The following is a 26259-nucleotide window of genomic DNA, read 5'->3' as shown; positions in this document are numbered from 1 at the left end:
AAGGAGAAAATTATAAGCAGCAAAAGAAGGATTTATACGTAATAATAATAAAATAAATAATAATGCAATCATACTTGTTAAAATTTTTAACCCTTGTTTTAATTATATCGTTTTACGGATGTAATGGTGATGACCCGGTAATTACGGGTTCCGGTCGCATTGAATTGGTGTTTAAAGGCGAATATGCCAGTCTTCCCTGGGTCAAAGGCCAGACGTATGATTATTTTAACAACGGTCAGATCCTCTTTACCAAGTCTGAGTTTTTCATCAGCAATCTGGGTCTGTATCAAACCGGACTTTTTAAATCGCTATCTGCTGTCGAATATGTATCCATTTCAGAGCACCATGTTTCTGAGCAAAAAGCACTGGAAGGTTTAGTGCTTCAATTTGATCAGGTCCCTGAAGGGAGTTACGATTCACTTGCGTTCAATTTAGGACTTACCGCGGCGCAGAACAAAACCAAACCTGCAGATTATCTGCCCACTCATCCCTTGGGAGAAGGGAGCAGGTATTGGGCAGGATGGAATTCTTACATCTTCAGTAAAACAGAAGGAAACTACAATGATGGAAGTAAATCATTCAACTTCACTTATCATTCGGGATTCGACGATGCCATGAAACCTATACACCTGGTGAAAAACATTGTCGTTGAAAAGGATAAAACCACGAGGATCATCATTCATTTGGATCATCAGTTGGTCTTTTCAGAGGGCCCACAGGGTATGGATATATCGACCACGCCCCAGATTCATAACAAAAGCACCGTAATGGATGCCTTTATGGACAGATACCAGCAGGCATTCCGTATAGAATAAAATAGCTTATGAATTGGTGTAGGTGGATCAGAATTCTAGCTGTGGCTGTTATCCCACTTGCTTTCGGGTGCGGGGCAGACGACCCGGTTCCTGAAAATGATCTGACCCACATACCTTATCAACCTACCGATTATCCCTTAATTATACCAAAGGGGCTTCCACCTCTACCGGAAACCCCGGACAATCCCCTTACTAATGATGGGGTTTTGTTGGGCAGGCATTTATTTTTTGACCCGATACTATCCCTGGACAGCACTTTATCCTGTTCCAGTTGTCATGATCCCCGAAAGGCATTTACAGACAATTTAGCTGTGAGTCCGGGAGTGGGTGGAACCCAGGGCACCCGGAGTTCGATGACCGTTTTGAATTCTGCCTATTTTGTAAAAGGTTTGTTTTGGGATGGCCGGGTAAGCACTCTGGAAAAACAAGCCATAGAACCGGTTCAAAACCCCATTGAGCTTCACGAAGATTGGAAGAATGTCGAGAAAAAATTTCAGAGGCATTCCAAATATCCCGAGCTGTTCAGAAAAGCCTTTGGTATTTCAGGCAGAAGTGAAATCAGCAAAGAACTTGCGGCTAAGGCTATTGCCCAATATGAAAGAATTTTACTGACTGGCGGTCAATCACTTTTCCAGAGACAGCTGAGAGGCGAAGTATTTTTCAATCCCGATCAGCAGGAGGGCAATGACCTCTATTTCAACACCGATCTATTAATACCCGACGCCGAATGTTTCCATTGCCATGCTGCTCCCCTGATGCATGCCAATGATTTTTTTAATAATGGAATAGATACCGTCGTAAATCTGGATGGATTTGCAGATAAAGGCCGAGGAGCAATCACCGGACTTCAAATCGATAATGGTAAATTCAAAGCCCCGACATTGTACAATATTGCCCTGACGGCTCCATACATGCACGATGGCAGATTCCAGACCCTTGAAGAGGTTATAGAACATTATAACAGCGGCGGCCATTTTGCAACCAATAAAGATGGTTTCATCCGGCCTCTGGGATTGAACAAGAGGCAAAAACAAAGTCTTATCGCCTTTTTACACACGCTGACAGACACTTCTTACCTGTTTAATCCCGATATTTTTAGCCCATTCTAGGAAATTTTAGTTAAAATTTTAGTCCATTCAGGACAAAAAACAAATTTTAAAAGAATAATTTATTTGACTTTTATCCATGTATTAGTTATAATAGTTTGATATTCAAAATATTATGATTTTATACTAAACATATATAGAAAATTACTATATGACAAGGGCATTTTTTTGTACTTGTAGGGGCTTTCAAATCATCGGATACTTGTACTGTGATTGTTTAACAAAGGGAAGAAATACAATCAGAATGCCGGTAAACGTATCGGCGACCGTAAAATTCGGATATGTTCATGGGATTATAATTTGTTAATAGGGAGCTCTTTGCGCCAAACAGGGAGCTCCTATTAACAAATTTTCCTGGAACAATTACCCCCCTGAAATTTGAGATTCGTCTTTTCAATATATGAGTAAGCTAGTTTTGGATATGTTCATGGGATTATAAATAGCCGGTTGGCGCCTTCAACCGGCTATTTTCTTAGAGACTTAAATTGTACTTTCTGATAAATCTATTTCAAAACGAAAAACAGAGAAGTCCTGCAGAAGTGCAGGGCTTTTTTTTTACGCTTATTTGAACTGTTCTTATTTGATATTCAGTTGTTTTTAGTTTAGTGAAATCAAAGTTGATTTAAGAGGAGTGATAAAACCGATCACCGTTAGATCTAAGCTTGAAGAAATGTTTTCCAGCATTTTATCGAATACTTGTGTCGATGATTAGCAGAGTTGGCCCTCACCCGGGTGAATCGATTGGTCTTTTGAATGTGTTTGTTTTTAAAGAACTTTTAAAATTTGGCAAGCTTTGTTGGGTAAATTTTATAATTGGGCATCTCACCAGGCATAAAACAGTCTTTTACCTGGCCGGAGTGATTTTTAAAGGCCCGTTATAAATTTATAGCAGTAATTGAATTCCAGCGCTGAACATTCAGGCTCTGACCCATCCCAATCCCATTGATCATTTTTTTTCGTATTTCCAGTTTCTGCTTTTTCCTTCAGAAATCCATTCCATAGCAGTTTGTATCCTTTTGTCTCGTGTTGCCGTCGTTTTAGCTTCATTTATCCAATGGAGGTATTCTCTCTTATGTGAGGGACTGAATTTCTCAAACTCGGTTTGAGCTTTCTTATGAAGTTGTAATGCAGTAGTAAATTCTTCAGGTATTGGGATTTCTATCCATTCTTTTTTTGGTTTGGGAGGAAGTTTGATCTGCTCGTCGTTGAGCTTTTTGGCTTCAAGTAAAAATGCAATAATAATTTCATCGGGAGGAAGATCTTGAAGCGATTGGATCTTGCCCAAATGTCCCATAGCGTTTCCACCGTGATTTTTACGGGGCTGCAAATGTTTTTCAGGATCTTTCAATAATTCCGCCTTCCAAAAATCAAATGAAATATGTTCTTTAAAAGCTGCCATCGTACACAAAGGGCCTTTGTAATCAAAAGCTGTAAAGGACCATTTAATGGTTTCGTTTATTTCAGGAACAGCCTGATGGATGAGTTGACGAAGGTGGATCAGAATGGGTTTGGCAAAAGCGTTTGATTTATCAATATAAGCATCAATTCGCGGATCTTTGTTCCCCATCAAAATAGATAAATGTTGCTAATAAATCAGTTCAACTTACAAAATTAAACATTTTACCTGATCACTAAATCCGCTGGTGCGAATGTAAATGACATAACAACCGGGTGATGGATTTCCTTCCAGCAAATCTTTATTTAAATCCAGAAATTGTAAACCGGATTGGTAATGTTTTCGGGAAACAAAGAAGATTTTATTTCCATGTACAGGAACGACCAGAATTTCTGCAATTCCGGATTGTGGCATGTTCCATTGCAATGTAGTTTGTTTTGCAAATGGATTCTGACTCAGCTGCAGGTTCAATGCTGCCAGGCTTTGCTTTTTAAAATTACTTACGATCGTTAGCTTTTGATCGATAAACCAGCTGCTTGTAGCCGGATCGTTGCTAAAGAACCGAAGCAATAAATTGGCAACTTTCAGTCTTCCGGCATTGGAGGGGTGAGTTCCATCTGCAGCAAAATCAATGCGTAGCCAAAATAAACTGTCTTCAAGCCGGGCTTTTTCGCCCTGGGCCCACAGGTATGGTCCCCAGGACAGCCAGGGTGCCCGGGCATGGTCACCCCGGAATGTCAAAGTGGTATCGCCGGTAATTTGATCTTCGATCAACCATTTTACTGAAAAGCCGGTTTCATAAGCATAGGGTTCGGGATTGAGAGGAGTGTTCGCATAGCCCGCATAGGTGCGACTTGAAAGAAATACCTGTTTCAAATTTGGAAACTTTTGTTTCAATAGGATCACTATACTTTTTAAATCTTTGTGCAGGTCTTCAGCATGTTTCGGAAAAGCCTGATTCGGGTTAGCATTGGCTTCCTTCAGCCAGATTGCCTGAACCTGCCTGGGATGGGTTTGCTGTTGATACAGTCGCTGATTCACAACGGTCCAGAAATTGGCATTCGGATCTTTGATCACCGACGCAGTTTGTCCGCCCTGCGCACCGTCAACGATATGTAATTTGGGATTCTTGCGCTTAAAGCTGTCTGCCATCGTCTTAAACACAGAAAATTCCTGAGTGCAGTTTGACATTCCAATGGAAAGCAACACGATTTTACCGGATTTCAGTTCGGAATTACCAAAAGTATCCAATGGAGAAATTTCAAGACCTAATCTGATGCCTGCAGAGTCGTGTTCTAAAGGACGTAGGTTTTGGCCGCCGGGATACAATCCACCCGAATAATTTTTCCACAAGCCCTTTCCCAGTTCCTGTAACGGCAGGGTCTCTTGTGTCAAGGTCTCCACAGACTTGCTATCAATATCCGAAGTTACATCAGCTGCCAAAAGCACCGCTGCAAATAAAATTAGCCATGTTGAATGGACAGTCCTTAATACCATAGAAAAGCTGATCATAACAGATAGTTGCTCTATAAAATTACGTCTTATTGCGTAATCGGGTTGCTTCAAATATTTTATATGCATAAACCTGATTGCCGGGTTGAAGAATTTGGCAGCGTAAAGTGTTAGAAGTATGAATCAATGATATGAGCCCAGGTCAGGAAGATGTATGCAGTTTTCATCTCTGCGCATCCCAAATTGATTTATTATATCGTTGCGCAATTGCATTTTTTGCTGCTTTTCCCTGGCCGATAAATGATTGAAAATAGTTTTTAAGTAAGGCTTATGGTCCAGGAATTTCAAAAAACTAAGCAGCGATAATTGCAGTACAAACAAAATGAAAGTGCTCCAATAAAAATGAAACTCAAACAAGAATATCCAAAATAAAATTAAACTCACCAATAAATGAATGAACATGGATAAAGCAAGGCGCACCGGGGCATAAAACTCAATGTGTTTAATTTTCTTTTGAGCGAATTGTTTGCATAGCCAAAGCGGCAATCCATAGATCGAGATTCCCGGGATGCCCAGCAAGAAATAAAGGCAGGCCAGTTTAACAGAAATGGTTTTTTGGAAAAGCGATTTATCTAGTTTCCAGTGAAGCGATTTGACGGAATCAAAATTGTGCTGATATTTTTTTGATAGTTGCCTGAATTCTTTCAGATCTTCTTCATCCAATAATCTGAACTGATTGGCTAATTTCTTGTGTTGTTCAAAATCGATGAGAGGGGCATAAGCGTATTGCTTTTTAAATTTTTGAAATTGAGGTTCGAGAATTTCAATAAGTCTTTCAAATTCTTTTTCATGCTGGTCCTGACGGATTCCAATAACAACGCTTTCAAGCGAATTTTCGAAAGTCTTGGTCAATTCTGTTAATTTGTCGGCCTGAGTCTTACAATTGTGCAGCCAGGCTCCAATTTCTATAGGCGGTCCGAAGTGCAGAATGACATCACTTCTTGCTTTCGTGGGTTTACTGTAGTAGACTCCGGTTGGAATGACATGAAGTTTTTCCACACCATATTCTTCTACAGTACCTATGGCCAATCGGGCTGCCCCTTTCTGTAGCGGCCTGAGATATTTTACCATTTGTGTACTGGCTTCCGGGAAGATCAGAATCGTTTTATTTTGAGACAAAACCTTGAAAGATTCATCAAAACTGCTTTTATTTTGTTTTAACCGGGTATAACCATCCTTGAATCTGAAAATCGGGATTTGATTGGTCCATTCCAGAATAGGTTTGAGCCATTTTTTTTCAAACATGTCGCCCCGGACCAGAAAATGAAGGTCGCGATGTTGGAAACATGCCACCAGACAGGCTTCTAAAAATGAATTGGGATGATTCACAATAAACAATACAGCCCCTTGTTTTGGGATGTTTTCAATGCCCGAAACAGCAATTCTGCGGAAATAAAAGCGAAAGCTTATATTGGCCCATATTTTTAGAAATTTGTAAAACACGCCTCGCTAATAACTTATCATCTTAAAATAACACTTGACTAAAAATAACCTGATCGTTATCTCAGGCCCTACGGCCAGCGGAAAATCGGATCTGGCTTTTCGGCTGGCACAACATTGGCAATGCCCGATCATTTCTGCTGACAGCCGGCAAATTTACAAGGAACTGGATATCGGAACCGGAAAGCCTACCAAAGATATGTTAAATGCCGTAGAACATCACTTTATCGACCATATTGAACCTGAAAATAACTATTCGGTGGGAACATTTGAAAAAGAAGCTTTGTTTTGCCTCGAAAATTTGTTTAAGATACATCCATGTGTAATTGTCTGTGGAGGGACAGGACTTTATCTGAAAGCTTTACTAAAAGGGCTTGATGAACTTCCCGCATCGGATTCAGATTCAAAGTTGCGAGCTCAGCAATTGTATGCCAAAGAGGGACTGGATGGTTTTCTGGGATTGCTTCAAAAGATTGATCCTGATTATTTTGATCGGGTCGACCGCAATAACATCCGAAGGATCAGTCGTGCATTGGAAGTGTACTTCATGACAGGAAGACCTTTTTCTTATTATGTAAATAAAAAATCGCCTATTGCCCGTTTTCCCTTTCAGGAATATTGTTTAATGCCCGATCGGGAATGGCTTTACGAACGAATCAATCAAAGAGTTAATGAAATGATCCAATGGGGTCTGCTCGATGAGGTTCAGCGTTTGTTGCCATGGAAAGCATATCAGGCACTTGATACCGTCGGTTACAAAGAGTTGTTCGCATTTTTAGAAAAAAAATCCAGTTGGGAAGAAGCCATTTCTCTTATCAAACAACACAGCAGGAATTATGCAAAAAGACAAATAACCTGGTTCAGGAAAGAAAGCTATGCTTCTTTTGTAGATCCGGTCAATCAGGATTTGTTTAAGCGAATTGCGGGATCCTGATCATTCGGCATATTTTATTCTCTTGGCAAGACCCTGCGGTTGAAACTCACATGCCGGATGCCTTTTTGCTTGCGCAACAGGATCAGAATTTCGTATTTCCCGATTCTTTCAGGATTGTAACTTACCAGCCAAAGATTCATAAGAGGTGAAATCCGGTTCACAGTTTTAAGCTGGTAATTTTGGTAAGTCATTTCGAGATCTGAAATGGTTAGCGAACTATCCATATCTACGATGATTTCTTCATAAATGATTTCGGGATTCGATATTTCATTTTTCTTCTGAATCTGCGTCCATTTTTCTTTGTTAATGGTTTCAGTAAGTTCTTTAACAATGGAATTGAGCTCATCAGGCAGATTGGAGTTTGCTTCTATAGATTTCTGCAATGCTCCGTATTTATCGTAATATTTTATTTTCGTCATAGGCAAGTCAGCGATATTTACGATATACTCTGGTTTGATGCGGTCCCATTTAATCTGTTTTTCCAGTCGGTTCATCTTGTCTGCTCTGGCTTTGCTGATCTCCGTAAAATATACCCCTTTTTTTTCCATGTGGTCTTTCCCTTCGAGAATGGCCAAACCATTTCTGTAAAGTGCCAGTTGATAGATCTGGCAATGCCCGAAGCAGGGTAATTTTTCTATAGTAATCCAATGTTGCAGATTCTCAATTCCGGCTACCTCCATTCGCTGACTGCTTTTACAAGAAAAGTAAAAAAGCAAAGTCATTAAAATATATCTATAAAAATTTAACTTCATTCTAATTTCTTATGGATTAAAAAATTTCAGCAGTTTTTGCTCTTTTTCGTTGCGCAATATTACAAAATATAAACCGCTACCAAGTTTGTGTAACAAATCCGGAAGTACATAATAGCTAAGGTTATCTGCTCTGGATTTCCAAATAAATTTTCCGGAAACATCGTATAATCCGATATCTGCAGTCCAGCTTGCTGAATCAGGCCGGTACAACATCCAGTTTCCGTTTTCCTGGGTCCACACTATTTCGCCTATGCCTTTGTTTGTTGCTGGCAGACACTCGGAAGCTCCGGGAAGTTCGTTGCGGTAATTCTGAATAATGGAGCGCATCCTGTTGACTTGTCCAGCGGTAAAAAAATACATACAATCGTCATTGACCAGGCTCATATAGTTCATATACATATCTGTCGTACCACAACTTTTTGTACCTGAACCCGGGCAACCGAAATATTCTCCTGCCTGAACCGGAGTATCATTAACTTCATCATCGCCACTACAGTCGGACTTGTCGCGGGATAAATGGTACAATCCAAAATAATGTCCCAGCTCGTGCACCAGGGTTTTTCCCTGATCGAACCTGGAGCTGTCGTGGGCATTTCCGGAAAATCCGAATGCAGCGTAATGTATGATCACACCATCTTCTTCGGCTGTGGCATTCCATGGAAAAACAGCTTCTCCGAGAACAGGGCACTGCTCCCGGTTGATTACATAAACATTGATGTATTTTTTGGGATCCCAGACATCAACACCACCAAGAGATTTATGCATCAGACTTCGCATTCCAAATTCTTTTCTGCAGGCAAGCGAATGATCGTTGATCGGTGTTCTCGTTATTCCGCTGCTGGGATTTCCCAAGGGATCTTTGTCTGCAATGCAAAAATGAAACTGCGGCGAAGCTTTAAGTGTCCTGAATTCTGCTGGAATCTGCAAATCTTTTACAACAGGATTCTGATTCATGATGGCATTCAATACCTGAACCTGACTGGTGATCTTTGTCAGCGAAATATTTTCCTCAGGGCTGGTGTAAAGTATATGAAATACCAATTGAAATTTCAATTGTTCCCGGGGCATGAATGCGGGTGTCGTGGGAGACTTATTTATTACGGTATCAGCATAAAGATTACACCTGACAAACTGCGCCCCGACCGGGTTTGCTGCAAGAAAACAAACAAGACAGCAGCACAGGAGTTTATTCAAGCTCACGGATTTGAAGTTCAATTCCATGTGGGTGGATCGTTGTATTCGTGTTATTTTCAATGTATTTTGCACCGAGTCTCATTTTATTGGCTGGCCATCCCAATGCGCTCAACAATTTGAATACTGTCGATGCATTTCTGATCATGGCATCCACGGATAAGCGGTCTTCTGAATTTTTTGATGAGTATCCGGAAATTTCCAATGTTGTTCCTTTTCCATTTTTTAAAATACCGGCCAGATTGTTAATCAATTCAGAGCCTTCCGGATTCATAACGTATGAGTCCTGGTTGAACAATATGCGCTGAGACAAATAAATGTACAATGTTCGATTTTTGAGCAGGCTGGTACACTTTTTTGTGTTTAAGGGACTGAGCATTTCTTTAATGGGAGTTTCCAGTCTGGAAACCACCGCAGGTGTCGATGGGTTTATTTTTTCGACGTCTGCTGCCGCTGTGTTTATGCCGGATAGTTTGTTTTTGAACTGAAGATTTTCCTGTTCAGAAGTTTCGAGTTGTTTTTGAAGAAAAGTAATCCTTTGTGTGAGCCCCTTCCGAAATTCCTGAAGCGAGTCCAGTTGTATTTCAAGTCTTGACTGAATTTGCTCTAATTTTAAGACTTTCGCCCGGCTGTATTCCAGGCTATCTTTCAGCCTTGTATCCTCATCATTACGATCAGCAGGCCTACTGGCCGTCGTGGATTTTTTCTTCAAATCCGATATTTCGTTATTTTTTAAGGCAAGTTCATTTTGAATGCGTCTGAATTGTGTATCAGAAAGATCCAGATCTCTTTGAAGTTTAGAAAGCTTATTGTTTTGGTTTAATTTCTCCTGTTTTAATGTTGAAATTTCTTGTTGCAAATTTTCAATTTCTTGCTCTTGAGCCTTTATACTTTGATTGTTTTTTTCATGGGTTGCATTTTGCTTCAAAAGAACCTGGTTTTGCTCATTCAATGAATCCAAAACATTTTGATTTGACTGGGATCGTTCCAGTAGTGATTGAATTTCGGAATTCTTTGCGTCGATAAACCCATTGAGCGATTTGATCACCTGAGCTCTGTCGTGCAGTTCGTTTTCGTATTCTTTGATTTTATTTTCCAGCGCTGATGTGGAAGCCATTTGTTCCTGATTTGCATTTTTATCTGCCAGAAGCCGGTTTAAATATTCAAGTTTCTGAATGAGTAAATTATTCTGTGTTTGTAACTGTTCGTTTTCAATTAACGATTCTGCATACTTTTGTTCTGAAATACCGGGATTTGATGAATTTTGGTTTTGAATGGTCTCGTTAGAAAATTTAGTCCATTGTTGCAGTGCTGAATCCATTGCATTTTGCAAGGCTTTATTTTTAAGTTCCAAATTCACTTTTAATTCTTCAAGCACTGAAGTTTTTGTTTCGAGTTCTGAATTCTTATTTTTGAGTAAAAGATTTTCTTTTTCAGCCACAATTTTCTGTTGCCGTATTTTCTCAATTTCTTTTAATGAATTGCTTTTGGAAGATTTTTTTCCGGCAATTCCAATATTTTTAGAGAGGCTGTCCAAGTTCGCATTCAATTCGAGAATCCTTGTTTTTAGAGAATCATTTTGAAGCACAAGATCCTTGTAATTGATCGTGCCTCCACCTTCATTATGCAAAGGGTCATTGATTGGTAATCCGGTCTCCGTTCCTTCGTATTTTTGGTAAAACTTCACCAGGGCGGTTTCTGTTTTTTTTAATTGTAATTTGGTTTCTTCAAATTTAAGGAGTTCGCTTTCTAGAACATTGCAATGTGCTTTAAGGCTATCAAGCCGGACTTTTAAAGCGGAATTTTCTGTTTGCCAATATTGAATCTCTTTGCCCGACGAACAAGATGTCAATAGCAACAGTAAGCCAACAAAAAAATTATATAAGTTATTCATAGTTATGGATCTATACATTCCATGTATTGCAAATATACTTTTTCTCCAACAAATCGGCGCAGAATGGATCCACAAATGAACTTTTCAACGGATGTTTAGTTATTTTCATGTTTATCTGGTTTCGTGAAGACCCTGTTTCAAAAATCCGGTTATACTTTTAGAATCGCTTCATCGATCGGCGAACTTCGTTCTGAATGGGACCGCATACAACCATCTTCGCTGTTGCTCAGTTCGGAGTTTTTACAAACAATAGAGTTGTATCGTCCTCAAAAAGTTCAATTTAAATATGCTGTAGCTGAAGATCACAAGGGACTTGCAGCTGCATTTTATTTTCAGTTGTTGCCGTTCAATGCTGCAGAAAGATTAAAGTTAAAATCCAGTCGGGACGAACGGTTGATCTCTTGCTTCTATAAACACGTCAAGCGACTGATTGCATCCCAGGTTGATTTTGTAACCTTGGTATGCGGAAATCTTTTGGCTACCGGTGCATACGGTTTTAAATACAGGAAAGACCTGGATATGCTTGTCGTTCAGGACATGATAGACCAATTGCTCAAGGCATTGTTTGAAGAGCCTGAATTGATACACAAAGCTTCAGTTTGTCTGATCAAAGAATTGCCTGCAAAAAATGCTTTCAGGATGGACCAGGATCTTCCTTTGAATTTTATGCATCCTTTTTTCGTTCAACCTTCCATGATCTTACATCTGAAAGAAGAATGGTCCAATTTTGACGAATATTTGGATGCGTTGCAATCTAAATACCGGCTGCGATTGAGAAAGGCTATGGATGCTGCGGCATCTCTTGAACATGTGGAACTGCAAACCAAGGATATTCAACTTCACGAGAAAGAGTTATTCGAATTTTATAAACGCACAGCGGATAACGCTGATTTTAATCTGGTCGATTTGCACCCTCAATATTTTTCGGGTTTAAAATCTAAATTGGGGGATAAATTCAGAGTCTTTGGATTTTTCAGCGAAGGGTCTTTAATTGCCTTTTATAGTTTTATCGACGATGGCGATGAGCTGGTCGGGCATTTTTTAGGCACTTCTGATGCCGTAAACGGACAGTACCAGCTGTACCTGAATATTTTGATTCAATTTATACGACATAGTATTTCCGGTCGGTTCAAAACTCTTTCTCTGGCGCGGACCGCACTTGAAATTAAAAGTTCGGTAGGCGCTTTGCCCGAAGAAATGGTTTGTTATGTGACGCATCGGAATAAGATCTATAATCGCTGGGTGCCTAACCTGCTCGAATACCTCAAGCCGCAAAAAAATTATACCTTGAGAACCCCATTTAAAACGGGGGGAAATGGCAAAACGCATTCCAGTTAATCAGCTGTTAACTATATTTGATAGAATTCATTGATAATCATAAACTTGTAATTTTGTTCACCAAAGGTTTGGAAGATGCACATGTTAAAGTCAATGATTGTAGTTTTGGGTTTGATGTTCGCAAGTTTTTCAGCGCGAACACAGGAAAATGAACCCTACGTTGTCAAAATTCAGAATGGCCAGGTTTATTGCAACACTGGAGATAGTATTGATGTGTCGCCAACGACATTGCAAAACAGTCAGATGGTATTCCTTTTATTTCATGCAGAGCAGGATACCATTGGAATGGATCCGGGTCTGAGCATTCCAGGAAGATACCGCGCTTTAAACCTGTTGAAATTATTTAAAGACCAGGACATCAAAGCATTTTATTCCACCCCCTTTAGAAACAATGTCCTCACACTTCAACCGCTTTTAGATTCCAAAAAAATCGATGTGGTTTATTACGACCAGGCCGATATCGCCGCATTGGTAAAAAAAATAGATCACATTTATCCCGAATCGGCTATGGTTGTCGTACATCCGCAAACGCTGCATAAAATCCTGAGCCAGCTTTCCGGGAGAGAATTGACCTACAAGGTATCGGGAAATTTATCTGAAAAATTAATTTTATTAAGCCGAAATAAAAAATCGGGTACATCACTGATGAGGAACTTCCGATATCCGATTCGCTAACTCTACTTTCACCGAATGGAACCACATTTTAATCCCGAACTTACGGAACGCAAATGGTACGCAGAATGGATGCGCCATGGTTTATTTGATTCCAAACCAGACCATCGCGAGCCTTTTAGCATCGTCATCCCTCCACCTAATGTAACAGGTGTGTTGCATATGGGACACATGCTCAATAATACCATCCAGGACATACTAATCAGGCACGCGCGGCAGCAGGGGAAGAATGCATGTTGGGTGCCCGGTACAGACCATGCTTCTATAGCCACAGAGGCTAAAGTCGTTCAGTTGTTGCGGAGTCAGGGTATTCGTAAATCCGACATCAGCCGCGAAAAATTTTTGGAGCATGCCTGGGAATGGAAAGAAAAGTATGGCGGCATCATTCTGGATCAACTTCAAAAACTGGGTGCATCCTGTGATTGGAAGCGGACAGCTTTTACAATGGATGAAGTCAGATCCGAAGCCGTAATCAAGGCTTTTGTAGATTTATTTCACAAAGGAAAACTTTACAGAGGCAAACGGATGATCCAATGGGATCCGGAAGCAAAAACAGTATTGTCCAACGAGGAGGTTCTTTATCAACAGGAGCAGGCCCAATTGTATCATATTCTCTACAAGTTTGAAGATTCGGAAACAGAAGGCATCGCGATTGCGACGCAACGTCCTGAGACCATCATGGCAGATACGGCTGTTTGTGTGCACCCTGACGATGAACGATACAAAAATTTGATTGGCAAAAAAGTAATTATACCGCTTATTCACAAGGCTATACCGGTCATTGCCGATGCGTATATCGATCCGGAATTCGGGACCGGGGCTTTAAAAGTTACACCCGCACATGATCCCAACGATTACGAAATTGGAATTCGCCATCAACTCGAAGTGATCGATTGCCTGAATGAAGATGGCACCTTAAATGAGCATGCCCGCATACTTGTAGGCGAAGACCGGTTTGTGGCCAGGAAGAAGATCGGCCCACTTTTAGACGCTGAAGGTGTTTTGGTGAAAATTGAAAATTACACCACCAATATTGGAAGAAGTGAAAGAACAGGAGCAGTGGTGGAACCCCGGCTAAGTTTGCAATGGTTTGTAAAAATGCGAGAGCTTGCACAACCAGCGCTCAACGCTGTAGAGTCAGATGAGATTCAATTCATTCCGGAGCATTTCAAAAATACCTATCGCCACTGGATGGAAAACATCAGAGACTGGTGCATTTCGAGGCAATTGTGGTGGGGGCACAGAATTCCTGCCTGGTATCTTGGCGAAGATATTTTTGTAGCCGAAAATGAGGAACAGGCGCTGCAATTGGCAAGAACCAAGACGGGGAATACAAGTTTGATTATTGAGGATCTCCAACAGGATGACGATGTTTTGGATACCTGGTTTTCTTCCTGGTTGTGGCCGATTTCCGTTTTCGATGGAGCTCATGATACAGACGATTTTAAATATTATTTCCCGACCAGCGTATTGGTTACCGGGTGGGATATTATTTTTCTTTGGGTAGCCCGGATGATTATGGCTTCATTTGAGTGGAAGGGTAAAATTCCATTCCGCAAAGTATATTTCACGGGGATGGTAAGAGACAAACAAAGACGCAAGATGTCCAAATCACTTGGCAATTCGCCGGATGCCCTGCAACTCATTGCCGATTATGGGGCAGACGGTGTTCGCTTTGGAATATTAGCCAGCTCCCCGGCTGGTGGAGATTTGTTGTTTGACGATAAACTTTGCGAGCAGGGAAGGAATTTTTCAAATAAATTATGGAACGCATTGCGTTTGGTAAAAAACTGGGAAAGCCAGTTGGGTGGGGGTAACAAACCACAAGATGAGCTCTTGATCCAATGGATACAAAACCGCAAAAACGAATTGTGTTTACAAGTAGCATCATCCTTCGAACAGCTGAAACTCTCAGATGCTTTAAAGCAGATCTATGCTTTTGTATGGGATGATTATTGTTCATTTTTTCTCGAAGCGGTAAAACCGCCAAAAGGCGAACAAATTTCACCGGAATTATTTGCCACGGCTGAGCAGATCTTTGAAAATATTTGCTCGTTGTTGCATCCGTTTATGCCATTCATTACCGAAGAGATCTGGCAACATCTTAAAGAAAGGGAGCCATCTGATTTTTGTATGTTAAGTGCATATCCTGCAGGTCAAAGCGCTGACAGAGAGGTTTTGGATTTTATGCAGGAATTGCGCGATGTGATTAAAAAAATACGCGAATTAAAAGCAACGCACCAGGTATCCAGGGACGTGAAAGCTCCGCTTTACATTTTGAACAGAAACCAAAAAACGCTAATACACCATCCGGGATATGTTTATTTGCTTATCAAATTTTGCAATTTAAATGAAGTCGAATTGACGGATTCTGAAATTAAAAATGCGCAATCTTTTCTTGGGCTTCGCGATACGTATTATCTGGATCTGCCGGTACAATTAGACGTGGCAGCAGAAAAGTTAAAACTCGAAGAGGAGATCAATTATGCAGAAGGGTTTCTTCAATCCGTTCTCAAAAAACTCGAAAATCCAAAATTCGTCGAGTCCGCTCCTGCCGATCTTGTTGCCAAAGAACGCAAGAAACTGGAAGATGGTGAATTGCGTTTAAAGTCCCTGCGGGAGAGATTTGAAAGTTTGTAAAGAAAGTTTTTTCGTAACGAAGGCCAGGTGACCTCCTCCCTAAAATTAGACCATTTAAAATTATAAAAAACCCCCGCTGGCGCAAGTCTTCCGACTTGTGCCACCGAACTTTCATTTAAGCACATACAATTCAACCAAGATCAACATACCCAATCAATGAAGCTGGAATATCATGAAATTTCATATCGATGATTCCTTTACGGCCCCACATAATCCCTGGCACTGCTGAATGCATATTGTTCAGGTTCATTAACAATACCTTCCACTACCGGATTATTATGCACGTATAATATTTTTTACGATATAACTGTCGGACTATAAATCTCGATTGGATGATTTTCATGTTGCCAGAATTGGTATTTTGTATTGTTTGAATTTTTCTTTCCTGTTTCCTCAAAAATGTTCATCATCTATTCTTTTCTGCATTCTCTTGGATTGGAAGCTTTTCCTTTAATAAGTGCTGTCGCGGTAAACTTTTTAAGATCCCTTATCGTGTCGGAATGTTTTCCGGGTTCTTTTGAAGAAAAAATCAAATGTACATGGTTGGTCACCAAGAACCAGGCATGGATTTGCATTCCCTTATTTTTCTGACAATATCGCAGGCTTTCAATAAATAACTCTTTGTATTCAAATCTGGTAAAAACGTCCACCCAACCAACGGTTGCAAAGCTCACAAAATAAACTCCCTCAGGATCTATGAATATGTATTTGTTGCTCATTAGTCAAAAATGATTGAAATATGGAATTTATTCTTGAATTGTTAGAAAGGGAAAGTTTCATGTATCATTGGCACAAGTCGGATTTGTCCGCCTTTTGGCGGATTTGTCCGCCTTTTGGCGGAAGACTTGCGCCAGCGAGGGACAAAGGCGGAAGATCACCCACACATTTCCCCAGAACCAATGCTGTACTTCAATTTTTGAATGCGTTTATATCTCATTCTCTCGCACTATGTTTTAATTCGCATAAATTTATCTTAATGTCGAAAATTAATTGAAGTACATTGTTCAAAGGATGATCTCAACACACTTCAATTTCTACCTCGAAATCACAATTTTATACATTGATGGCTTTAAACTCTTCATACCAAATACTTGCATAAACACGACTCCATTACTGAGTTTACTACAATCAATATTGAAAAAATTTGATGAAAATGGAGCTTCTAATTGTAAAGATCCTCTCTGATCAAATATTCTATAGAACCCAGAATTAAAATTTTTTCTATGAATTCTTACATTCAGAATGTGAGATACTGGATTTGGTTGTACAAAAATGTCCGATACTAAAGAATCAGAAGATACATTTATATCTGCAGTTACTGAATTTATGGTTTTAAAAACCACTTCATCATCCATACCCAGATAAAGATGACCAAGATTGTCAATATCCATTGCATTGTATACTCTGTAAACTGGCAGTCCTGCCCGAAAATTACTCCAGGTTTTGCCTTCGTCCATGGATCTTTCGCATTTGGATTCAATGAGCCCATAAATTGTTCCATTGTTGTCAGTCAACAAGGATCTGTACACATTGCTTGTTAATTTGGTTAATGAATTTAAATTATCATAGGATATAAAAGTACCAAAGCCTGAGTTTGTGGAACCACTTGCATAAACTATGCCTTGATTAGAAATGCAAAACCCATCGGGTATTGGAAATTCTGTTTTCGAACTTTTCCAACTCAAACCTTCGTCTTCAGAGTAAAATATTCCACGAATGGGTATGGTATGGGAAACAGCAAATATCGTTCCATCGGGATGAAAATACAAATTATCAAACAGGGCAGGCGGAATTGAAACCGGATTCCAATTCTGACCTCCGTCTTTGGAATAATAACTTGCGGAATTCCCAAAAGCAAAAATTTTATTTTCCTGATCTCCTTTTAATCTGTTAAAATTATTTCCTGAAGGAAAGTTAATGAGTGCCCATGAATTTCCTAGATCTGAACTTTTATACAAATTAGAATTCAAAAGGACAAATATTGTTCCTGATACAGTTGAAGTTAAATCAATAGAGGGTTTAATGTCGCTTGGCAGCTTTAAATAATTCCATGTGTCTCCTCCATCTAAGCTATACGAATATTTTCCGACACCGCATGTTTTGGCAAACAGTCTTCCCAATTTGTCTATGAATAAGTCCTTAACTAATGGGTTAAAAAATGATGAATCAAGCGAAGCCCAATTTTCGCCAAAATCCATAGTTACTTCAAAGTCACCAGTGTTGCATGTGTCGTTATAGATATAAATTTGATCCTCGAAGAAATAGACTTCTGAATTCTTTTCAATGCGTTCATATAGTTTTGTCGTATTTAATTTGTAGTTCAATCCTAAATCATTGGATTCATAGTCCCCATCATTTGTAAAAGCGAAAATGTCTCCATTGGAATTCATAGCAATTTTATTAACAGAGGTTTGAAAGGGGTTGGTCCAAAACTGATTCATCCCATTGCTATCCATTCTGACAATGCCTAAGGTTGGGGCAAACCCAAACAAGTATCCCGCAGGATGCCAAATAATGCGTTGAGTGGGTAAATGTATCAACTTGATCAAATTGGTCCCATCATCATTCAACCTATAAACAGCTGCCCCGCCTCCTTCTAAAACGTTAATATAGTTATTTTCTTTTCCGTTAAAAAAGGCTTGTGAGAGCGCCTTAAAGTTTCCATTTTTTACAATTTGTCTGAAATTGTTGCCATCGTCATTGGAATAATATATTGTTGCATCTGGTCCAATAATGTAAATACCTCCATGAGGGTTAGTGAACAACTTGCTTGCTGCAGGGAGATTAAAACTTAATCTCCTCCATTCATCAGAATTTGCATCGAGGCGATATAAAATTTGGTTGATGATGGCAAATATGGTCCCGTCTTTTCCTTCGGCTAAATGAAATGCATAACTGGTTTCTGTTTCAAGATTTTTTGCGAATTTTATCCAATGAGAACCCCGGTCTCCTGAAATGAATATTCCTGAATTGTAAGCAGAAACAACAATTCTCTTATTGCTGGTAAATAATACATCGGCGATGTCTAGTCCGTGAGGTCCGGCAGTTGGTTTCCAATAGATTTGCGCGTTAGCTGAAGCAGTTAAAAATAACACCAGTGAAACAAGCCATAGAATATTTTTCATTTCATAATATTTTAAAAGAAAGTAAAGACGATTTATTTTATCAAAAGTTTACAATATATCTCTTCCTTTAATTGGATATAAAATTACGCCACAGATTCTAAGCAGAGCAATTCATTGGGAATCAGTTATTTATCTGATTAAAAGTATTTCACCTGCTTTATTTCTAATTTTTCCATCACCATTCTCATATTCCACATGATAAATGTAAATTCCAGGCGCAGCATTCTCATGATTTATATTTCCATTCCACTTCAATGAATCATTATTAGTCAAACCATTTTTGCCTGAATAGACGACATTTCCCCAGCGGTCAAATATTGATAGAGAATTAATTCTCAATGGAAACTTACTTTTAATTAAAAAATGATCATTCACCTGATCTCCATTGGGTGAAAATACATTCGGGATCCACAGGTCATCATATCGCTTGACCCTGAATAGGACACTATCCCTAAATATGCATCCATCATCAGAAATCACCTCAATAGAATATTTTGTGTTTGCAATAATTTCAAAGTAAATGGACCTGGTATGTTCATTTAGCAAAGTATCATTTTTGAACCAATTTATAGACTCCTGACCAGTAAACTTTCCGGCGGCAGTGAGCGTTTGAAATGTATATTCATACACTGCAGTATCGTTAGCCAATGCTAATTCAATATCAGGATAATACTGCAAGGTTACGATAGCAGTATCCGGGAAGCAATTGCCTCGTTCTAAAAGAAAATGATAATCACCTTGAGGAATAAGTCCGGCAACGAAAGTACTACCTTTTAATTCAGGTTCCAGCCAGTAGCCATTGTTTGTGCCATCATGCCCCAGGTAGTTCTCCATTTGATGAACTGATCTGTCTGGGCAAAGAAATACCGAAGTGTCCCTTCCGGCATTATCAAATTCAGGAACGATAATCCGGCAATGAACTGTATCCTGGAACCAAGGGATGTCTATGGATATTCTTATATTGCGGGTGCCTGCAGTTGGAAATAATTTATTGTTATAATACACTATACCATCCAATATTTTTTTAATTTCTATGCTATAAAATTTCTTCGATGGCAAAATCCTCAATTTAGAGGTTCCATTTCCAATTACAGTCAATCCCTGAGCCTGATATTTTGCCAATAGAAATTCATTTGCAGTGTCTGGTGTGTTGGAAATAATTTCTACGGTTATGGAATCCAACGGGCCATCGCTGTAATATTCCCAATCGTGGTCATGAATTTTTTGTTCGGCTTTCGGACAACTGTATAGAACCTGATAATTTCCTAAACTATCTGTTGAATTGTTCAGATCCAGATCAAAATCCAACTTACATTTTTTTAAAAAATCAAAACTCGTAACTCCGTCCACCCCTCTAAGCCGCTTTAGACTATCCATTGCGCATATAAATTTCAAAGTTTTGTTTTTAAAATCGATTCTATAAAACCGACTGGTTGAATCGTTGTTGGCAAGGCTGTTGAGATAGATTCCGGCTGAATCACAGGAATCGAAGGACTTAAACAAACGAAATGAGGGGGAAATGTAACTGGGGTTATAATCTTTGACCCATAGACTTGAATCAATGCTAAACAATATTTTATTATTGCTCAAGTCATTCAGATTCAATTCAAGTAAATTATAATACCGGAAAGGGTTTAATTTTTCTTCAAATGCCAATACTCTGTCTCCTACGCAAACCAGGCTTCTCAGCTTTTCGATATTTGTTAGGGTGCCAATAATAATGAATTCTGCTTTCAAATAGTCATAAGACATTAAATAAGTTTTATTCAAAACATTATCGAACATAGCAATTATAATTTTAGACCGGGAATTACTTGCTATAGCAATGGCTAAATCTCCTAAATTTCTTGGTGGGTTATCGTATAATTTCTTGAACTGTTTCCATGTAATGGGTTCATTTGAGCTAAGTAAGCCACCATCCACTTCAAATGAACGATAAATGTTCCCATCAGGAACTACGAATACATTTAAAGTGCCGCCAGGAAAGGAGTGAGCCAATTGAAACTTCTTTGTACTGATGCATTTTGAAAGATCTGCTATCCCAAAACCCCATTCATCGTCCCAAATAAAAACTTCCTGGGCTATTGACGGCATCCTAAGGAAAATTAAAAAAATAATTACGTGTAAACTTCTCATGGACATTCGTTGGATTTTAGAATAGCAGGTCAATTTAATTATCCCGGATTGGTTTATTCTATTTTCATCCATTTCTGAGTATGTCTCTTCTTTGCGTTTTGCATGGAAATAAGATAGATCCCTTTTAAAAATTCCCGAACTGGTATTTTGATAAAGTCTGATGTAATGTTGTTCCTTTGCTCAAGGATAAGTCCTGATAAGGACCTGATCTCAATATTTGTAGGTAGATTTCCCATTTCTTTCAAAGAAATAACAATTTCTTCCTTTCCCGGATTGGGGTATACAAAGTTAATATTTTTCTTCAGACCAAAGCTTCCCACTTCTTTTATTAATTTGACAGGTCCAAAGTCATCGGTTTCAGGATACCATTCATTACGCATATTTACGTTGCTGGTTGACAGAGAAAAATTATTGGTAGAATCCTCTGATAGGATATAAAATAACAGCGTATCTTCCGGGATCGTAATATACTCTAAAGTATCCATATTCCATATCAGATCAATATTCGCTCCTGCATTTTTGATATCATAGTCTCCGGTATTTCCGTCAAATTGGAGTAACCAGGATCCGATACCGGTAATGGACGATTGTGGATCACTAAGACTTATAGACAAAAGACTTAGAGTAGTGGAGATTTTTGAATATACGGGAATTTTATAGTACCCCAATAGCGTATTTACCGGATTGCCCAAAGCCAGAGTGAGCGTATCCGTGCTTGATCTCGTCTCAAATTGGTCATTATTTTTTATAGTTTGGCAATTATTACAAGTATTATTGACATCCCCGACTTTAAACCCATAAAAATCTTTACCACTGACTGGTCCTGTTAAATCATAGTATGCTGGAGCAAATGAAAGATCTGTACTGGTATTATAGCTTTCCTTTGTTTCAAATCTCCAGGAGTCATTGAAGTTGGCACAAGGTCCTTCTGAAAAGGTCACACCCAATATCGCCCGCCTCAAGCAGGAAACATCAGCTGCAGTAATGGTCTGATTGTTATTTACATCTGCGGCTAATTTTTTCCATCTTGGAGAGAATGTTTCGAGACCAAGAATATGACGCTGAATAGCCACTATATCTGCTGTAGTGATACCACATAGTTTGTTGCCAATTCCCATAGTATATGGAATAACATCATGTAAATCTCCGGAAGCGCCCGGGAAACACCAATGCCCTTCAAAATCTGTAGTCGAATTGTATTGAATGTCGGGATCTGGGTCTGTAAGAATGAACTGCATGCCAACGATGGGCATTCCATCAGGACAAAATGTATTGGGATCATCCGGTTGTCTAAAAATAGTTCCACTGATATCATAACTGCCGGAATGTTCCTCAACTTCTAACGGATAATCTCCAATTGTCTGTTCTATTTCAAATTCGTCACGAGTCCAGACATTCAAACTGGTCTGATAATCAAAAGTTACTGTTGGAGTGACCATGTCTTCAAATTGGACCAATCCATTATCCTCAACATACATATATATTGTGCATAAATCGTATAACACCCCTTCGGTAAATTCCATGTCTCCTGAACAACAGGACCCGTTTGGATTGGTGCCGGTCAATTCAAATCCATATGTAGACACAGAGCCATCATAATCAAACCAGGATTGGCCTTTTACTATCGAATGCACAGAAAACTCTGTGGCAACATCATCGAAGGTAATTACAGTACTGGGATTGGGATATCCATAAATCGGAATGTGCAATCCAGCCACATACACTGTTTCTCCCGTAGTGCTTGAATTATCTCCGTAAAATCTTATCCTCACTTTAACCTGCACCATATTGCAGGATATGGAATTGGAAACCGGATAAAACTGGATTTGAAATAGTGGATCAACATAGGCAGCATAAACATTTTCAGTTGTTAAAGCAGATAATGAACAAAAATAGAAATAAAGGATAAATGACTTTCTGAAAAACTTAAAGTCAAATGATGTTACAATACTGTTAAAGCGAATTGGATTTAAAAATAAATCCTTATTTTGTAGATGTTTCATTTTTTTTAATTTGTTACATTTTAGAAAAATGGTATATTATTCCTATTGCATTCAAAATTTTGAATGCACGCTTTTGGAACTGCGTTGTGATTAGCATTCATTCATTAACAATGAGGGAGAAGTCATATTAAATAAGAACCAATAGCAGAATTCTTTGCTTAAATCTACATGGCTGCTGATGATATGAATGTGAGCCCGTATGCGAATTATTGATGATACTTTATGAAGCTAATCTAAAATACAACGGGTGGAGTAAATTTTTCATTTTCCATAAGAACTGATTTAAAGATTTGAATTAAAATTTTAATAATTTACTGGATTGCTTCCACATTGAATCTGCATTTTATAACAAACATCAGAATCATATTCACTGGCTGCAATCAGATAATAATAATCAAGCACTCACGGAAAGACCGATATTCCAGGCAGGGCAATCATCAATAGTAAAAGAAGTTGTTTAAGATAAACTACGAATGACTTCGTAGATTGGGGGGGGGGTAGAGGGGGGTCTACCAATGCACATAATCTTTCTCATGGTAGAGGTTTTAGTGGTTAAACAATATGCGAATATAATACATGCCAGGGAGCTTGTCAAGTTTTTTTAGTTAAATGTGTTGAAAATCAGGGTTTACCCTGAGGGTTTCGGGAGGGAATTGTTTGATAAAAAGGTAAAAAGGGGAAAAGACCAAAGGTATCACTCCACATTTCTCTAAGATCCATATGGAATTTTTCATGTTGCATATAAACATAGATCAAGATGGTCGTGCAATCCATAACGAACATTCGTTAGAAATGGCCTTATATGATTATTGCATTGTTTTCGTCGAAGAGTATACCGGTAATTTCATCATGCAGGACGAAATTCATTTCAAAATAGTTACGTCGGTAGTAACAATTTTAAGTTCATTCGATCTGTTTTTTAAACTCAAATGCATAAGATAAACTCCCGGTAAAGCGTAATCTCCATTTAGTATTCGCCCGTCCCACAGTGCAGATCCGGAAACCGTATAAACAAGGTTCCCCCAACGGTCATAAATAGTAAGTTGTTCTATGTGATAATCACTTCCTATGAAAGGAGTCCAAACATCATTGATCTGATCGCCATTGGGTGAAAATACGTTGGGCAAAAAAATGTTTGAATCTTTAAGAATGGTAACTTTCAAGGGATGTGTATAAGTGCATCCAAATTCATCTGTAAAGTAAATGGTAAACAATTGATCTGCATAACTTGTAATTTCCAATTGGTTTCCAGGTAATAAGCGAATATTGCCAGCAGGGTCAGAAGAAATTTCTTTTACTGTACCTCTTAAAACGGTAAAAGGAATGACAGCAGACTGATTAAGGAGCAGTTCGATGTTTTGCTTCATTTGTATAAGCAGCTCATTTCCTTCGTAAATGGTTGCCGTATCGTACACAGAACATCCTTCTAAGACTACAGAAGGATTGTCTATAAAAAGAGAAGAATTAGATTTTGATCAATGTGATAAATATATTAAAATTGTATAATTAAAGTAAAGTTTATGAAGTACATCTTTGTTTTCCCTTGGTTATTGATTCTGTTTACTTCTTGCTCTAACGAGGAAACTTTTCGCAAGTTAAAATTAACTGAAATTGTTCTAAGCAAATTTGTTGATACCAGTAGTTTAGTTACATGGGATAGTTTTAATGGTCCGGATATTTTTATTACTGTTACCTTAAATGATTCAATTATTTTTGTATCCGACCGTTCTGAGAACATGGATGTTTTAGCAGCACCTGTAAAGTTTAAAATAAATTCGGATATCGCTTTTAAAGGCGTACTTGATAGAATTTATTTATCTGCTTATGATGCTGATTCAATCAATGACCAAATTATGGAGAATTATATAACACTGCAGCCTGGCCTGAGCAGTGTATCTCCATTTAGTGAGTACATTAGTTGTGGTTCATGTCTGGCTGAGTGGTATTTGACCTATGAAATATTGAAGTGATAAAAAGATTTATTTTTCTGCAATAATTATAATCCTAATGTTGATTGACTAATAAATGATATTCATTTAACGTGAAGTGAAAAGTTCGATTGAACTTTATCTTTCTTATTTAGGTAATAAAATGCGATAAATTGAATAATTTAAGGATATATTACCAACAAAAAATAGATGAGTATCTCTATCTGAAAACAAGGGGTTTAGGCCTCCGAACAAATATGAGATTTCAATATTGAATTTTTGGTTTATATTCCAGGCTAATGAGCATTCTATATCAATTTCATATTCTTTATCGTCAATTAAACTGATTGGTGGGTATTTTGTGAATCCATTAATAACACTAATTCCGGTTTGAATTTTATCGTCGAGAAATGTGCGATAAAATGAAATTGGAATTTCAATGAATGTAAAGTGAAGTGTTCCGCATTCATTTTTAAAAAAAGAATATTTGGCACAAGTTGGTCTAAATGACAATAAACCACCCGTTCCAAATTTTAATCTGCCTATACTATAATTCAGTGTTATTCCGATCCTCAGCCCAATTCCATTGTCAAAGCGATCAGATTCTGGTGGATCTATATTACCTCGAACTTGGCCATAATTAACCCCGCCTTTTAAGCCTAAACTTATCTGGCTTGAACCAAGAAGGCTGTACATAACCATTATTACACTGGTTATGTACAGCTTTTCAATTCTAAGTTTACTCATGATGTGAAATCCACTAGTTAATTATCAAAAGTCAATATATGTTGGACAATCGCTGAACCAAAATCTGCAAAAATCAATTGAAATTACAGAAATTTTATCATTCATTTTTCACAAAATAGCCAGCCACATTTTTCTTCTACTAAACTGGGTACCGCCCAATGGTTCTCTTCTACACCAAACTTTGGATGCATTACCCACCTTTTTAACCAACATCCAGAAGGTGTTTGTACAAAAGTTTTATATTTCGATACATTAAGCTTCAGCCATCTCCATTCGCTTTTGTGCTTTTTTGTGGCAAATTTTCAAACAAACACAGTAGCAAAAATTTCGTAAAGTATCGCCTAATATTCCATTCAAGTTATAGTGTTTAGTAATCATTTGTTTCGGAGCAAACGATCAACCGGTCACATATGAATACTGAAGAGCTTGATTGTACAGCATATGTTTTAAAATCTATCGGAATTGACATGAGTGTGGAAAGAAGGAAGCATAACATAAATTGTATCAATGGCACAAGTCGGTCTTGTCCACCTTTGGCGGTCTTGTCCGCCTTTGGCGGCCTTGTCCGCCTTTTGGCGGAAGACTTGCGCCAGCAGAGGAAGTTCTATTCTAACGGCAATAAAAAAGCCC

The 26259-nt window shown here is 38.6% G+C and carries 18 protein-coding genes and 1 pseudogene; 7 read left to right on the top strand and 12 right to left on the bottom strand.

Annotated features, from left to right (window positions below; genetic code table 11):
- Window positions 1–62 precede the first annotated feature (62 nt).
- Window positions 63–815, top strand: coding sequence for a hypothetical protein (locus tag IPM34_11895; protein ID MBK8956239.1), 753 nt, complete (start codon window positions 63–65; stop codon window positions 813–815).
- An 8-nt stretch (window positions 816–823) separates the two neighbouring features.
- A complete protein-coding gene (locus IPM34_11890) occupies window positions 824–1924 on the top strand; it encodes a cytochrome C peroxidase (GenBank protein MBK8956238.1) in 1101 nt (366 codons plus the stop codon).
- A 943-nt stretch (window positions 1925–2867) separates the two neighbouring features.
- Here IPM34_11890 and IPM34_11885 read toward each other — a convergent pair.
- From IPM34_11885 to IPM34_11875, 3 genes are all read right to left on the bottom strand, one after another.
- Entirely contained in the window at window positions 2868–3488 is a 621-nt protein-coding gene (locus tag IPM34_11885) for a YdeI/OmpD-associated family protein (GenBank protein MBK8956237.1), read from the bottom strand.
- 36 nt (window positions 3489–3524) lie between these two features.
- Window positions 3525–4814, bottom strand: coding sequence for a hypothetical protein (locus tag IPM34_11880; GenBank protein ID MBK8956236.1), 1290 nt, complete (start codon window positions 4812–4814; stop codon window positions 3525–3527).
- Window positions 4815–4952: 138 nt separating this feature from the next.
- On the bottom strand, window positions 4953–6272 hold the full coding sequence (locus tag IPM34_11875) for a 1-acyl-sn-glycerol-3-phosphate acyltransferase (protein ID MBK8956235.1): 1320 nt from the start codon (window positions 6270–6272) through the stop codon (window positions 4953–4955).
- 34 nt (window positions 6273–6306) lie between these two features.
- On the opposite strand from IPM34_11875, the gene miaA reads away from it, so the two are divergent.
- Entirely contained in the window at window positions 6307–7203 is an 897-nt protein-coding gene (gene miaA, locus IPM34_11870; protein MBK8956234.1) for a tRNA (adenosine(37)-N6)-dimethylallyltransferase MiaA, read from the top strand.
- 14 nt (window positions 7204–7217) lie between these two features.
- On the opposite strand, the gene IPM34_11865 is transcribed toward miaA, so the two are convergent.
- The 3 genes from IPM34_11865 to IPM34_11855 are packed head-to-tail and all read right to left on the bottom strand — an operon-like array spanning window position 7218 to window position 11040.
- The gene (locus IPM34_11865; protein ID MBK8956233.1) at window positions 7218–7925 is read right to left on the bottom strand and encodes a hypothetical protein; all 708 of its coding nucleotides are present in this window, start codon (window positions 7923–7925) and stop codon (window positions 7218–7220) included.
- Window positions 7926–7964: 39 nt separating this feature from the next.
- Complete coding sequence (locus IPM34_11860; GenBank protein MBK8956232.1) at window positions 7965–9149, bottom strand: hypothetical protein; 1185 nt, start codon at window positions 9147–9149, stop codon at window positions 7965–7967.
- Window positions 9142–11040 (bottom strand): hypothetical protein, encoded by a 1899-nt coding sequence (locus IPM34_11855; GenBank protein ID MBK8956231.1) that lies wholly within the window; start codon window positions 11038–11040, stop codon window positions 9142–9144. Before IPM34_11855 ends, IPM34_11860 begins: the two co-directional genes overlap by 8 nt.
- Window positions 11041–11163: 123 nt before the next feature.
- Here IPM34_11855 and IPM34_11850 point away from each other — a divergent pair, with 123 nt between their 5' ends.
- From IPM34_11850 to IPM34_11840, 3 genes are all read left to right on the top strand, one after another.
- Window positions 11164–12378 carry an N-acetyltransferase gene (locus tag IPM34_11850; GenBank protein ID MBK8956230.1) on the top strand — a complete coding sequence of 405 codons (1215 nt, stop codon included), beginning with the start codon at window positions 11164–11166 and terminating at the stop codon, window positions 12376–12378.
- A gap of 93 nt (window positions 12379–12471) precedes the next feature.
- Window positions 12472–13053 carry a hypothetical protein gene (locus IPM34_11845; protein ID MBK8956229.1) on the top strand — a complete coding sequence of 194 codons (582 nt, stop codon included), beginning with the start codon at window positions 12472–12474 and terminating at the stop codon, window positions 13051–13053.
- A 15-nt stretch (window positions 13054–13068) separates the two neighbouring features.
- Complete coding sequence (locus IPM34_11840; protein MBK8956228.1) at window positions 13069–15690, top strand: valine--tRNA ligase; 2622 nt, start codon at window positions 13069–13071, stop codon at window positions 15688–15690.
- 197 nt (window positions 15691–15887) lie between these two features.
- Here the strand turns inward: IPM34_11840 and IPM34_11835 are convergent.
- The 5 genes and pseudogenes from IPM34_11835 to IPM34_11815 all read right to left on the bottom strand — a co-directional run bounded on the left by IPM34_11835 (window position 15888) and on the right by IPM34_11815 (window position 24369).
- Window positions 15888–16409, bottom strand: a pseudogene (locus IPM34_11835) (transposase).
- A 315-nt stretch (window positions 16410–16724) separates the two neighbouring features.
- Window positions 16725–18815, bottom strand: a complete 2091-nt coding sequence (locus IPM34_11830; GenBank protein ID MBK8956227.1) for an exo-alpha-sialidase — start codon at window positions 18813–18815, stop codon at window positions 16725–16727.
- A gap of 129 nt (window positions 18816–18944) precedes the next feature.
- Window positions 18945–20909 carry a gliding motility-associated C-terminal domain-containing protein gene (locus IPM34_11825; GenBank protein ID MBK8956226.1) on the bottom strand — a complete coding sequence of 655 codons (1965 nt, stop codon included), beginning with the start codon at window positions 20907–20909 and terminating at the stop codon, window positions 18945–18947.
- Between the two features lie 95 nt (window positions 20910–21004).
- On the bottom strand, window positions 21005–22954 hold the full coding sequence (locus IPM34_11820; GenBank protein ID MBK8956225.1) for a T9SS type A sorting domain-containing protein: 1950 nt from the start codon (window positions 22952–22954) through the stop codon (window positions 21005–21007).
- A gap of 863 nt (window positions 22955–23817) precedes the next feature.
- Window positions 23818–24369, bottom strand: coding sequence for a gliding motility-associated C-terminal domain-containing protein (locus tag IPM34_11815; GenBank protein ID MBK8956224.1), 552 nt, complete (start codon window positions 24367–24369; stop codon window positions 23818–23820).
- A gap of 105 nt (window positions 24370–24474) precedes the next feature.
- Here IPM34_11815 and IPM34_11810 point away from each other — a divergent pair, with 105 nt between their 5' ends.
- Entirely contained in the window at window positions 24475–24924 is a 450-nt protein-coding gene (locus IPM34_11810) for a hypothetical protein (protein MBK8956223.1), read from the top strand.
- 105 nt (window positions 24925–25029) lie between these two features.
- Here IPM34_11810 and IPM34_11805 read toward each other — a convergent pair whose 3' ends face one another.
- Complete coding sequence (locus tag IPM34_11805; GenBank protein ID MBK8956222.1) at window positions 25030–25629, bottom strand: hypothetical protein; 600 nt, start codon at window positions 25627–25629, stop codon at window positions 25030–25032.
- Window positions 25630–26259 lie beyond the last annotated feature (630 nt).

The organism is Saprospiraceae bacterium (assembly GCA_016716185.1).
Taxonomy (GTDB): Bacteria; Bacteroidota; Bacteroidia; order Chitinophagales; family Saprospiraceae; genus Vicinibacter.
The sequence above is the reverse complement of the archived record's forward strand: the minus strand, read 5'-3'. Positions and strand labels throughout refer to the sequence as shown.